This window comes from Ignavibacteriales bacterium, from assembly GCA_026390595.1.
In the GTDB taxonomy this organism is placed as follows: domain Bacteria; phylum Bacteroidota; class Ignavibacteria; order UBA10030; family UBA10030; genus UBA9647.
In genome coordinates this window covers 150,741-162,920 of sequence record JAPLFQ010000030.1, presented here as the reverse complement: position 1 = coordinate 162,920, position 12,180 = coordinate 150,741, and the positions used below count along the sequence as shown (strand labels likewise).

Annotated in this window: 12 protein-coding genes; 7 read left to right on the top strand and 5 right to left on the bottom strand. The window is 55.3% G+C overall.

Features of this window, described 5'->3' with window-relative positions; all coding sequences use genetic code 11:
- Window positions 1–27 precede the first annotated feature (27 nt).
- The 6 genes from NTU47_16710 (at window position 28) to NTU47_16685 (ending at window position 3,685) form a co-directional block, all read left to right on the top strand.
- Window positions 28–585, top strand: a complete 558-nt coding sequence (locus NTU47_16710) for an RNA polymerase sigma factor (GenBank protein ID MCX6135448.1) — start codon at window positions 28–30, stop codon at window positions 583–585.
- Window positions 566–1,207 (top strand): zf-HC2 domain-containing protein, encoded by a 642-nt coding sequence (locus NTU47_16705; GenBank protein ID MCX6135447.1) that lies wholly within the window; start codon window positions 566–568, stop codon window positions 1,205–1,207. The genes NTU47_16710 and NTU47_16705 overlap by 20 nt, the downstream gene beginning before the upstream one ends.
- Window positions 1,204–1,698, top strand: coding sequence for a hypothetical protein (locus NTU47_16700; GenBank protein ID MCX6135446.1), 495 nt, complete (start codon window positions 1,204–1,206; stop codon window positions 1,696–1,698). The genes NTU47_16705 and NTU47_16700 overlap by 4 nt, the downstream gene beginning before the upstream one ends.
- A gap of 94 nt (window positions 1,699–1,792) precedes the next feature.
- Window positions 1,793–2,962, top strand: a complete 1,170-nt coding sequence (locus NTU47_16695; protein MCX6135445.1) for a cysteine desulfurase family protein — start codon at window positions 1,793–1,795, stop codon at window positions 2,960–2,962.
- 94 nt (window positions 2,963–3,056) lie between these two features.
- Window positions 3,057–3,410: a type II toxin-antitoxin system RelE/ParE family toxin gene (locus tag NTU47_16690; GenBank protein ID MCX6135444.1), complete on the top strand. Its 354-nt coding sequence runs from the start codon at window positions 3,057–3,059 to the stop codon at window positions 3,408–3,410.
- A complete protein-coding gene (locus NTU47_16685; GenBank protein ID MCX6135443.1) occupies window positions 3,407–3,685 on the top strand; it encodes a helix-turn-helix transcriptional regulator in 279 nt (92 codons plus the stop codon). Before NTU47_16690 ends, NTU47_16685 begins: the two co-directional genes overlap by 4 nt.
- 138 nt (window positions 3,686–3,823) lie before the next feature.
- Here the strand turns inward: NTU47_16685 and NTU47_16680 are convergent, their stop codons facing one another.
- The 5 genes from NTU47_16680 to dacB all read right to left on the bottom strand — a co-directional run bounded on the left by NTU47_16680 (window position 3,824) and on the right by dacB (window position 8,892).
- Window positions 3,824–4,759 carry a Ppx/GppA phosphatase family protein gene (locus tag NTU47_16680; GenBank protein MCX6135442.1) on the bottom strand — a complete coding sequence of 312 codons (936 nt, stop codon included), beginning with the start codon at window positions 4,757–4,759 and terminating at the stop codon, window positions 3,824–3,826.
- A complete protein-coding gene (gene prmA / locus NTU47_16675) occupies window positions 4,740–5,621 on the bottom strand; it encodes a 50S ribosomal protein L11 methyltransferase (GenBank protein MCX6135441.1) in 882 nt (293 codons plus the stop codon). Before prmA ends, NTU47_16680 begins: the two co-directional genes overlap by 20 nt.
- 4 nt (window positions 5,622–5,625) lie before the next feature.
- Window positions 5,626–6,294, bottom strand: a complete 669-nt coding sequence (locus NTU47_16670; protein ID MCX6135440.1) for a hypothetical protein — start codon at window positions 6,292–6,294, stop codon at window positions 5,626–5,628.
- Window positions 6,291–7,211, bottom strand: a complete 921-nt coding sequence (locus NTU47_16665; GenBank protein MCX6135439.1) for a M28 family peptidase — start codon at window positions 7,209–7,211, stop codon at window positions 6,291–6,293. The genes NTU47_16670 and NTU47_16665 overlap by 4 nt, the downstream gene beginning before the upstream one ends.
- Before the next feature lie 154 nt (window positions 7,212–7,365).
- Window positions 7,366–8,892: a D-alanyl-D-alanine carboxypeptidase/D-alanyl-D-alanine-endopeptidase gene (gene dacB, locus NTU47_16660; GenBank protein MCX6135438.1), complete on the bottom strand. Its 1,527-nt coding sequence runs from the start codon at window positions 8,890–8,892 to the stop codon at window positions 7,366–7,368.
- Between the two features lie 167 nt (window positions 8,893–9,059).
- On the opposite strand from dacB, the gene secA reads away from it, so the two are divergent.
- On the top strand, window positions 9,060–12,143 hold the full coding sequence (gene secA / locus NTU47_16655; protein MCX6135437.1) for a preprotein translocase subunit SecA: 3,084 nt from the start codon (window positions 9,060–9,062) through the stop codon (window positions 12,141–12,143).
- The last annotated feature ends 37 nt before the right edge of the window (window positions 12,144–12,180 follow it).

The following is a 12,180-nucleotide window of genomic DNA, read 5'->3' as shown; positions in this document are numbered from 1 at the left end:
CAAAACTGGGCGAGAATTCTGCCATAGATGACAGTTCGTAGCGATCTTGAATTAATCCAGCTCTTTCAGCAAGGTGATGAATCGTCGTTCAATCATCTCGTTGTGCGTTACCAGGAGAAGGTCTACTGGGTGGCGCGCCGGTTCATCAACGATCATGACGGGGCAGACGATATTGCCCAGGAAGTATTCTGCAAGGCATATGAATCGCTGAAGCAGTTCAGGGGAGAATCCTCACTCTACACTTGGTTGTACAGGATCACCGTCAACATCGCTCTGAACAGTCTACGGCGGCAGAAGGTGAGGGAGTTCTTCCGGATCGATGAGGTGTTCGATGTCGCAGACACCTCGGCCGTCGCTCCTGATGACGCGGTTGAAAAGAAAGAAGAGAAGCAACTGATCGAGCAGGCGATCGGGAAGCTGCCGGAGAAGCAGAAAGCGGTGTTCGTCCTGCGATACTATGAAGAGCTGCCATACGAGGAGATTTCGAAAATCCTTCACACGTCGGTCGGCGGACTCAAGGCAAACTACTTCCACGCGGTGAAGAAAATACAGGAGTATGTAAAGCGTGCGCACGGAACACGTTGAATATCTGTTGCCGGACTACCTGAAAGGGATGCTGGAGGAATCGCTCCGGCCGGGTGTGGAAAGCCATCTGGCGGAATGCGCCGCCTGCCGGGCCGAGTTGGAACAACTGCGGCCGGCGATGGCCCTTCTCGATTCACTCGAAGTCAGGCCGCCATACGAAGGATATTTCTCCGCCATGGTGCCCCGGGTCCGTGAAAGGCTGCAGCGCCGGAGAATTTTCGATTTCGTTACTCATCCGCTCTTTGCGCGTTTCGCTGTACCGCTCGCAGTCGGAGCGTTGCTGTTGGTGATACTCCTCCGTGTGCCCGATGCCGTGCGTGAGGCTGGAGGCGAGCGCAATCCGTTGCAGGCGGTTGTGCACGGTCTTGAAACTGAAGATCTGGTGGACGTCGTCCTGGATCAGCAGGATCGCCAGGCGATTTCCGGCAACGGCGAAAACGAAACGAATTCCATGCTGGCAGTCCCGTTCCTCCAGGGCGATCTCCTGCTCGCCGGGGCGGACCAGCTTCTGTTGTCGAACGAGTCAGTGCTCGATGCTGCAATTCCGGAACACCTCGACCAGCTCAGCCCCTCTGAAGTCGATGTGCTCGTAGCCCGACTGGGTGAAAGGACGATTCTATGAATGCGTTAGTTAGAAAAGCTGCTGTGATGCTTCTCGTTTGTGTTGCTGTCACGCCGTATGCCGCCGCGCAGGACAAACTGCCGGCGGGACAGGGAAGAGCCCTCGAACGGGTGGAGCAATTCAAGAAGATCCGCCTGATGGAAGTCCTGAACCTCGATGAGCAGAATTCAATAAAGTTCTTTGTGCGCTACAACAAGCACCAGGAACTCCTGCGCGAGCTCCGGAAAAAGCAGGTGGCAGCGCTCGGTCAGGCGCAGGTCCTTCGCAAAGGCAAAGCGGCCGACTCCGATTACGGCAGCATGGTCGAGGACCTCCTTTCCGTGGAAAGCCAGATCAACGACGCGAAGTCGAAGTACGTCGACGAACTGAAACAGGTGCTGACGAACAAACAACTGGTCGAGTACCTGGTCTTCGAGACACGCTTCCAGCAGAACCTTCGTGATCTCGTGCGCGATCTGCCCCGCAATCGTCCCGATCCTCTGAACCGGTGACCACGGCGACTGTCATTCAATCCACGAGCCGGCCTCGGAGAGGGGCCGGCTTTTTTGTTGATTCTTCTCTGCGTCGCCCCTATATTCCATGCATATGAAAAGCATTTATCTCGACTATAGCGCAACAACACCGCTTGATCCAAGAGTGCTCGAGGTCATGATACCGGTGTTCTCGGGGATGTTTGGCAATGCTTCCTCGGTTCACTCGTTCGGGCGGGAAGCGCGGGCGATCCTCGAAAAGAGCCGCGAAACTATCGCCCGATTCATCGGTTCGAAGTCGAATGAGGTATTTTTCACGAGCGGCGGGACCGAGGCCGACAATCATGCTATCAAGGGGCTCGCTGAAGCAGGGCTACGGAAAGGAAAGAAGCAGATCATCACGTCTGCCGTCGAGCATCATGCTGTCCTGCATCCTGTCCGGAATCTGCGCAAGAGCGGGTTCGATGTCATCGAACTGCCGGTCGATGAATATGGCAGAGTGGACCCGCAGGATGTGCAGAAGTCAATCACTCCTTCGACAGCACTGATTTCCCTGATGCTCGCGAACAACGAAATCGGGACGCTGAATGATGTCCATGGGATCGGGGCGATCGCCCGACAAGCCGGAGTTCCGTTCCACTCAGACGCCGTGCAGGCCGTGGGGAAGATCGATGTCAACGTGGAAGAACTGAACGTTGACGTCCTCTCAATTTCTGCGCACAAGTTCTACGGCCCGAAAGGGGTGGGGGCGATCTACATCCGCAAGGGGGTTCAGATAGATTCCTTTGTTGAAGGAGGAGCGCAGGAAAGCAATCGAAGGGCCGGGACGGAGAGTGTTCCCTTGGCTGTCGGTTTTGCCAAGGCCGCAGAAATCGCCAGGGAATCAATGGACGCTTCTCTCGTTCAGATCCGCGGCCTCAGGAGTCACCTCCTGGATCGCCTGAAAAATGAGTTCACGGGTCTCCTTTTCAACGGTCATCCGACGGATAGCCTGCCGCACATTCTAAGTGTGTCCTTTGATTCCTCTTTGGTGTCAATCGATGGTGACGCACTTATCATGGGGATGGATCTGAGGGGAGTGGCCGTGACCAGCGGCTCCGCCTGCACGTCGGGGAGCCTTCAGGCGTCACACGTTCTGCTTGCAATCGGACGCGATGAAAACACCGCACGAGCAACGATTCGGTTCTCGCTGGGGCGCAACACGACAAGAGATGAACTGGATTCTGCGATGACGGCGCTGAGTGAAGTTGTAGAGAAGGCAAAGAAGCATTCACCATCACAGTAGAACCCGTTACACGAGTACTGCTGCAAAGCCTCCACAACGTAGCGCTGCGCAAACTGCTCCTTGCATGTGGTTCACATATATGTTAACTTCGGATATGCGATCGATCGAATTCTACCGGACTTCGTCTGGCGCATGCCCACTGGAAGAATTCCTCGACAGCTTGTCAGATCAACAGGCTCAGAAGGTGGCTTGGGTTCTCCGTCTGGTCGAGAGGCTGGAGAGAGTACCAGAGCAGTATCTGAAAAAGCTTGCCGGTACGGACCAACTTTGGGAAATCCGCATACAAGGTGGTGGTAAGAGCTATCGTCTGCTTGGATTCTTCGATGGGCCCGTGCTTATGGTCCTCACCAGCGGATTCGTCAAGAAGCGACAGAAAACGCCTCGCCAAGAGATCGAACTGGCGCAGCGACGGCGCAATGAGTATTTAGAGAGGAAGGGAAGACGATGAGGGACGTTGAACGGTATATTGAAAAGCGAAAAGCCCGCAGTCCGAAGTTTGCCAAGGACTTCGAAGCCGGATACGAGGCATTTGAGATTAGTGTCATGTTGAGAGAAGCTCGAGTACGATCTGGAGTGACGCAAGAGGCAATTGCGAAAAAGCTGCGAACGAAGAAATCAGCGATTTCCCGCATCGAAAACCACGCTCAGGACATACGGCTCTCAACTCTGGAGAAGTATGCAAAGGCGCTTGGCATGAGAATCAAAGTGCAACTCTTCGAATAGGCGAGGACACGTCGGCGACGCAACAGAAGAAAAAGACCCTTCTTGTTGCGAGAGCGGAAGAAGCCTCGCGAGCTCAAGGATGATTTCAGAATTGGATATAGTCGAGATCAGTATCCGAAAGCCCGCGACTCACATCGATCAAGTCCTGGTTTGCTGTTCCGGAATGCCCCGCAACACCATCCCGTAGCGCAATCCTCTGTCGCTCACCGTAATCCCATCTACACCGAGCTTCCTCATCGATTCGATCAAAATCAGTATGCCTGCGACGATGATGTCTGCACGTCCGGACTCGATTTGCGGGAAATCGCGCATCATTTCTGAGGTGTTGAGGGTCTTCAACTGATTGAATATGTGTTCGATTGATACGAGCGTGAGGAAGTGCCCGCTGACAATCGTTCGCTCGTACCGCTCGAGGTTGATTTCGATGGCCGCGAGCGTGGTGACTGTTCCAGCCACGCCGATAAGCCGGGTTTGAGTCGTGAGTCGAGGGAATCTTGACGTAGTGATTCGGACTTCACTGATCGCTCGCTCAAGCGCCGCAGGCGAAGGGGGGGACGCAAGGGGTATCCGTTCTGTGAGCCGAACGCTGCCCACGTCCGTGCTCACTCGCTGCGAAACGCTTGCCCCGACTCCGATGGTAAGCTCTGTGCTCCCGCCGCCAATGTCGAGAACGGCGAGCCGCGGTTCCGCATCCCCGCTCAGAAACTCCGAAACCGCGCCCCGATAGGTCAGCTCCGCCTCTTCCTCGCCGCTGAGGATGGAGATTCCGAAGCCGAGTTCCTGCCTGACGGTATCGACAAACTCCTGGCGGTTGGCAGCGTCCCGCAGAGCGCTCGTTCCGCAGGCGATGATTGCCTCTGAATTCAGAGATTCGGAGATCGACTTGAATTGTCGAAGGTGGGAAAGTACCCGCGTTGATGTTTCAGCTGTGATTCTGCGTTCTGCGTCGACCCCCCTTCCCAGACGGGCGATGATCAGCTCGTCCCGGACAGGTGAGATGACGCCGTCGGCAGAGACGTCAGCGATCAACATCAGAATCGTGTTTGTCCCGATGTCAATTGTTGTTAAACGCATCGGCTCTCGTCAGTGCGATGGCAACCCACTCGTTCTCGTTGACGATTTCCAGCGGAACAATGCCCTGGTGAGAAATGAGGTTCATGAAGTTGTCGAGGTCCGTGACGAGCAGACCCGAAAGTATGATCAATCCCTGGTTTTTCAATCGCTTCACCAGGTATTTCAGCGTCGCGGTAATCGTCGGGAGATCTATGTTCGCGATGATGAGGTCGTAGGAGTGCTTCGGCAGCTTTGTGCCGTCCCCTTCAAGTGCTGTTACCCGCCGGTTGACCCTGTTCCTCGAAATGCTCTCCGTCACATTCTCGATTGCCCACGGGTCGTTGTCGACCGCGAGTGCCGACTTGGCCCCCAACTTGATGGCGGCGATCGCCAGAATGCCGGTGCCGCATCCGAAGTCCAGAACATTGTCCCCGGCATGGAGATACTCCTCCAGCAGCGTGAGCGAGAGGCGCGTCGTTTCGTGGTGGCCGGTCCCAAACGCCATTTTCGGATCGATGTGCAGGACGATCTTTCCCTTGTCCTTCTTCCTGAGCTTGCGCCACGAGGGTTTGATAATGATCCGGGACGTCGCTTCCACAATCCTGATGCTCTTTTCCCACGTCTCATTCCAATTCTTCTCGCCGATGATCCGGCTCTTCCAGGAGAAGTGGCGTCCTTTGAATTCCTCCCCGAAATTGTGGAGGAGTGTTTCCAATTCCCGGTTCGTTCGGTTCTTCCACCGCGCCAAAGGAGCATAGCATGATAAGGAATCTCCCTCCTGGAGAAATCCCTGGAACCCGATTGATGCCAGCTGCCCGACCAGGAGTTCCTGATACGGGGCGGGAGTTGTGATAGAGACTTCAATCCATTGCTTCTTCTTCATGAGGTTACCTGGCTGTTGTCGGACGTTGCTTCCTGAGCAGGGACTCGACCAGGTCGTTGTTGACTTCCAGCCAATATATTTGATCCCTGTAGTTTTCCTGCATCTTGCGATCTGCCTTGTTGTAGCGCACATTTAACAGGTAGATGAGCCAGACGACGGTCGCAAACAAAGAGAGCGTGCTCACGATGCTCCCGTCTGGCGAGCCGTAGGCGAACGAGACGGCCGAAAGCGTGGCCAGAACGGCGAACCAGAGCGAAGTTCTGCGTATCTGGATCATGATGTGATAGATCGTTCCGAAGAAGAATATCTTGTCATGAAAGACCGGAGGGATATGGTTGTTCAAAATGTAGAAATAGAGCTGTCGCGCATCCGTCTCTTCCATCATCGGAAGATCAGCCATCGCCCTGGCCCTGGTTTTCAGGTACAAGCTCGGCTGGTTGTCCTGAAACGCTCTCCTGCGTTTTGTGCTTTCCTTCGCGTAGAGCGTCAGGCCGGCGATCAATCCGACGCCGACGAAAATCAGGAAGAGCTGAAGTCCCTCCAGGAGCAGATGCCTTCCGAATGCCTCAGCGAAAGCCCCCGTGAAGCACATCAGGAGCGTCGCGAAGTAGTAACCCGGCACCAGGATGCGAACCGCTTCGTATCCCCCGAACGATGAAGAAGATTGGTTCATGGCTGTTTCGATTTTAGTGAAGTGTGGGAATACAATACGTGCATAAGTACGTTCCCGACGGCAGCAAGGCTTTCGGCGCTGCACTTGTCCGGAGTGTCAGCGAGCGTGTGCCAGTACTTGTTGGAATCGTCGGGATATGAAAAATCAATCAGATCGATCGTGGGAATCCCGGCCCCGTTGAGAGGAAGATGATCATCCGTGATTTCCTCGCCGGGAGAATCGACAAACTGCGTGATTCCCAGAATCTTCGCCGTTCCGAAGACGAGGTTTTGCACTTCGGGAGCAAGCCTCTCCGAATTCTGCTCCCGGAATATCTTCAGCGAGCGGTCTCCAATCATGTCGATGTTGATGCCGAACTCCGGACGGAACCCGGCGGGCATGTGGGAAGCGAAATACTTCGATCCCGCCGAAAAGCTTTCGGGCTTTCCTGTCTTCCCCAGATCCTCGCCGTCGAAGAGTATGAGGTCTACGCCGGCCGAGGGAAGGCTTGCTCGCAGCTGCCGGGCGAGTTCGAGTATGACCGCGACTCCGCTGGCTCCGTCGTTGGCACCGGAGATCGGTTTGCCCCTGTTATTCTTGTCCGGATCCTGATCGGCCCACAATCTCGTGTCCCAGTGCGCAGAAATAAAAACACGACTCACCGCACGTGTGTTGAAGGACGCGATCAGGTTCGTGAGGTCAACGTTCTTCCCATCAGGAAGTGTGGAAACGAATGTCTGCGATTCGACTCTCTCCGTGTATCGCCGCAGCTCGGTGAGAAGGTACGATAAACACTTCGCGTGGCCCGAAGATCCCGGGCTTCGCGGGCCAAACCGGGTCTGCTTCGTGAGATAGGCGTAAGCCCTATCTCCGTCGAACGCGGGGATGGTCTGTTGTGACAGGCGGGGCGGTGCCGGCCGCGTTTGGGACGCAGACACGCACAGCACGGACGCTGTCGCGCATAAAACCAGTAGTAGTCGACGATTATTCCTCACGCTATCAACGTAGGAAAAAGTCGTTGGAATCTCAACTGCCCGTGGATCGAGGGAGCCGAGTGCGGGTGCTTGTGTGCGAGAGTTTCTGACCAGTCCTCTAGTTGGACGGGAGGGAGGCGGTTCGACCGATGCGGCTGAATCCTGCGAGGAGTGCTCCGATCCTGTCCTGTGCTCGCTGATAGAGCCGTGTCGGAAAAATGAAGTTCTGCATGGTCATGGAAAAAGCGAGCACCTCCCCGTCAAGCGTCTGAACGTAGCCCGAAAGCGAACTCACGCCGCTGATTGTTCCGGTCTTCGCCCGCAAGTTTCCCTCCGCCGGTGTTTTCTTCATCCGGTTGCGCAGCGTCCCATCGACCCCGGCGATGGGGAGCGATGCGCGAAAAAGGGGAAAAAGTTCTTTCTGCAGCGACATGCCTTCAAGGAGTTGGCACAGCATCTCCGCTGTCAGGAGATCGTGATACGAGAGTCCGGAGCCGTCAGCGATGTTGAATGTCGCGGTGTCGATTCCGAGAGAACTGAGGAACCGGTGAGCGACGTAGGCGCCCCCTTGAGCGCTCCCGGGGGTTCCGCCGCTTGTGGTGCCAAGCGTCTTCAGCAACATCTCCGCAGAGAGATTGTCGCTCACTTTGTTCATGTTGACGATGGTCGAATCGATGCCGTGAGAAAGTGCCGCAATTTCAGTGCTGGTTGTCGGGGCCGTGCCAGCGGAAGGTGCCTTTCCGACTTGAATTCCTTTTCGTTGGAGAGCTTCCGTGAAAAGGGTCGCTGCGTAGAGTTCAGGTTTCCAGACACTGATTGTGCGTTCCGTTGGTTTTGCGTTGACGCGCATTTCCCCATCGACGAGAACGGTGTTAAGGCGCTCTTTGAAAAGGCGTGTGACAACGAGGGGGTGCACGATGCTGTCTTGCACGGTTCTCGCTTTGTTCAAAACGGTAATGTATGGAGTCGCTGGATCTACGACGACCTGCACAGAATCTCCCGAAGAAACGCCGGGTGTTACAGTTACGACAACGCAGTTGTCATTGACTGCCAGAGGGGTGATGAATGCGGCGTACGAATACGGCTCGTCATCCCAATTCCAGCCATATCCCCAGTATTCGTCATCGAAAAAAGACACGTCAACGCATACTCCGCCCGCGACGGATCTGATACCGGCCAATTTGACCAGGCCGGCCAGCGAGTCGAGATCGGACGTAACGAGGTCGGGATTCCCCAGCCCCTTCAGATACAAGTTCCCACCCAGAACGCCGTCGGTCGCAGTCGATTCTGCAAGGACGGGAGTCTTGAAGACGTAGTTTTTGCCGAGAACACCGAGGGCCGAGGCGGAGGTCACCAGCTTCATGTTTGAAGCGGGGCGTGTGAGAATCTTGCTGTCGCGCTCGAAGAGGACTTCTTTCCTGTCGAGTGAAATGACCTTGATACTTGGTCTGGCTGGGATGAAGATTGAGTCGGAAAGCACCCGGCTGATGTCGTACCGAAGCCCTTCGACGGGATCACTTGGCCTGCTGTTCGGAAAGAACACGGCACAGCCGGCAAAGAGTGCCGAGAGAGCAAGGAGGGTAAGTTGCTGAAACCGTGAAGAACGATGGAATGAGCATAGTCGGGAAATCGTTGTGGCGTTCAACGCGTAATCTCCGGAGTGATGAAGAGTTGCATGAAAAATTGAAAGAAATGTCACCCGAAAAAGCGTCAAATGCAAGGTGAGGGGGAAAAGGGCGTTTCTTGACTGCGCGACAAAAAAGGGGTATATTTCACAGTTGTTGTCTCTATTCACCCGGTGGAAAGGTATCTATGTTGGATTTTTTCAAAAGGCTGTTTGGTTCCAAGCACGAGCGTGACGTTCGGTCTCTCTGGCCGGTCGTGGCTGAGATCAATTCGCATATTGAAACGCTGCAGGCTCTCTCAGATGATGAATTGAAAGGGAAGACCGCAGAATTTCGTCAGCATATTGATGAGACAACGGCGGAAATAAAGGATGAAATCGCCAAACTGCAGGCGAGCCTCAAGGAAGATATTCCTTTCAGCCAGCGAGAAACCATCTACAGTGAGCTCGATGCGTTGAACAAGCAGCTGGATGCGACGATTCAGGATACGCTCAACGAAATCCTACCCGAGGCATTCGCCGTGGTGAAGGAAACGTGCCGGCGCCTCGTCGGGCAGTCCTGGGATGTTGCCGGAAACAAGCTCGTCTGGGATATGGTCCCGTTTGACGTGCAGCTCCTTGGCGGCATTTCGTTGCATCAGGGGAAAATCTCAGAAATGGCCACGGGTGAAGGCAAAACGCTTGTCGCGACACTCCCCACATATCTGAACGCCCTCCCCGGACGGGGTGTCCACATCGTGACCGTCAACGACTACCTCGCACTGCGCGACAGTCAGTGGATGGGAAAAATCTTCGAATTCCATGGCCTGAAGATCGGCGTCATTCTCCAGCCGATGGATCCGGCCCAGCGGCGGATACACTACAGTGCCGATATCACCTACGGCACCAATAACGAGTTTGGATTCGACTATCTGCGCGACAACATGGTCGTCAGCGCGGAGGAGATGGTGCAGCGCGGACACAACTATGCCATCGTGGACGAAGTTGACTCCGTTCTGATTGACGAAGCGCGGACTCCGCTTATCATCAGCGGTCCTGTCGCGGTCGATGACCACAAGTTCAACGAGATGAAGCCCTACGTCGAGCGGCTTGTTAACGCTCAGAAGAGTCTCGTGGCAAAGGCCCTCGGCGAGGCGGAACAAATGCTCGAGGCCAAGAACTTTGATGACGCGGGCGTGCTGCTCCTGCGTGCGAGTCGCGGGCTTCCAAAGAGCAACAAACTGTTGAAACTCTTCTCCGAGCCATCGAATAAGACCCTTTCCCAGAAGACGGAGAGGATCTACCTCCAGGATCAGTCGGCCCGCATGCACGAAATCGACGATGAACTGTATTTTGCCATCGACGAGAAATCCCACACGATCGATTTGACCGACAAGGGCCGTGATTTTCTTGCCCAGGTTTTTCCGGGGCAGAACAAAGACCTCTTCATTATTCCCGACATCGCAGCGGAGTTCAGTGCACTCGAGGGGAACGAGTCTCTCCCGGTTGATCAGAAGCAGCTCAAAAAGGATGAGATCAACGCGTTGTTTGCTGATCGCAGCGATCGGATTCACACGATTCAGCAGCTTCTCAGGGCGTACTCCCTGTATGAAAAGGATGACGAATACGTCGTTTCCGATGACGGAAAAGTGATGATCGTCGATGAGTTCACCGGTCGTCTTCTCGCCGGCCGCCGGTACTCGGAAGGATTGCACCAGGCGATCGAGGCGAAGGAAGGCGTAAAAGTCGAGCGGGACACTCAAACGCTTGCCACCGTGACTCTCCAGAATTACTTCCGGCTCTATAAGAAACTTGCCGGAATGACGGGAACTGCGGAAACGGAAGCGGCAGAATTCTTCGACATTTACAAGCTTGACGTCGTGGTGATTCCGACGAACCGGCCGATGGTCCGAAACGACGAGGAAGACCAGGTCTTCAAAACCAAGCGTGAAAAATACAACGCCGTCATTGAGGAAATCGAGCACAGCAGGTCTATCAACAAGCCTGTGCTTGTTGGAACGACGAGCGTGGAAGTATCCGAGACTCTTGGCAGGATGTTGAAGCGGAAGGGGATTCCGCACAACGTCTTGAATGCCAAACAACATCAGCGTGAGGCGGAAATCGTCGCGCATGCCGGACTTCCGGGTTCGATCACTATCGCGACAAACATGGCGGGGCGTGGAACGGACATCAAGCTGGGTCCGGGCGTCCGGGATGTCGGTGGATTGCACATCATCGGAACCGAGCGGCACGAAGCGCGGCGCATCGACAGGCAGTTGAGAGGCCGGTCCGGACGACAGGGCGATCCAGGGTCGTCTCGGTTCTACCTGTCGCTCGAGGATGACCTGATGCGGTTGTTCGGCAGCGAGCGGATCGCCAAGGTCATGGAGAGAATGGGATTGAAGGAAGGGGAGGTGATCCAGCATCCTATGATCACCCGCTCCGTGGAGCGTGCACAGAAAAAGGTTGAAGAGAACAACTACGGTATTCGTAAGCGTCTGCTTGAGTATGACAACACCATGAATCAGCAGCGCGAGGTCATCTACTCCCGTCGGCGCCATGCGCTTCTTGGCGAGCACCTGCGAGACGATATCTTCGATATGGTCCGGGATCTCGCGGCGAAGATGACGGAGACTCATTACAAGGAAGGCGACATCGAGGCGCTGAGGAATGACGTGCGCGCCAAATTCCTTGCCGATCTGCAGATCACGCCCGAAGAGTTTCAGAAGATCGGTGAGGAGGGAGTTGCGGAGCGGGTCGTCAAAGCGGCAGAGGAATTCTACCGGCGGAAGGAAGAAAAGATCGGCCGCGACATGATGGGGATGCTGGAACGGATGGCCATGCTCCAGGTCATAGACAACAAGTGGCGCGATCATCTGCGGGAAATGGACGATTTGAAAGAAGGCATTCACCTGCGCGGGTATGGGCAGAAGGATCCTCTGGTCGAATACAAGACAGAGGCATTCCAGATGTTCATGGATCTCATGGAGTTGATTGCCGACGAGGTGGTCAATATCGTGTTCAAGTTCTTCCCCGAAAGTCCGGAGCAGCTGCCGGCCCAAAGAGGACGACGGCCTCTCCGTATTCAGGACATTACGATGACCCACGAATCCGCGCAAGGGGCGGGATTTCAGGGAAACCGGGAGGCGATTCCACAAGGCGCGTCGGAGCAAGGCCCGTCGGCTCGCCCGCCGCAGAAGCCGGCGCCGGTCCATGTCGAGCAAAAAATCGGGCGTAACGATCCATGTCCATGCGGAAGTGGAAAGAAGTACAAGAACTGCCACGGTGTCTGAACCAGGACGTTTGAGGGCTGCATTCGTACTCACCAGT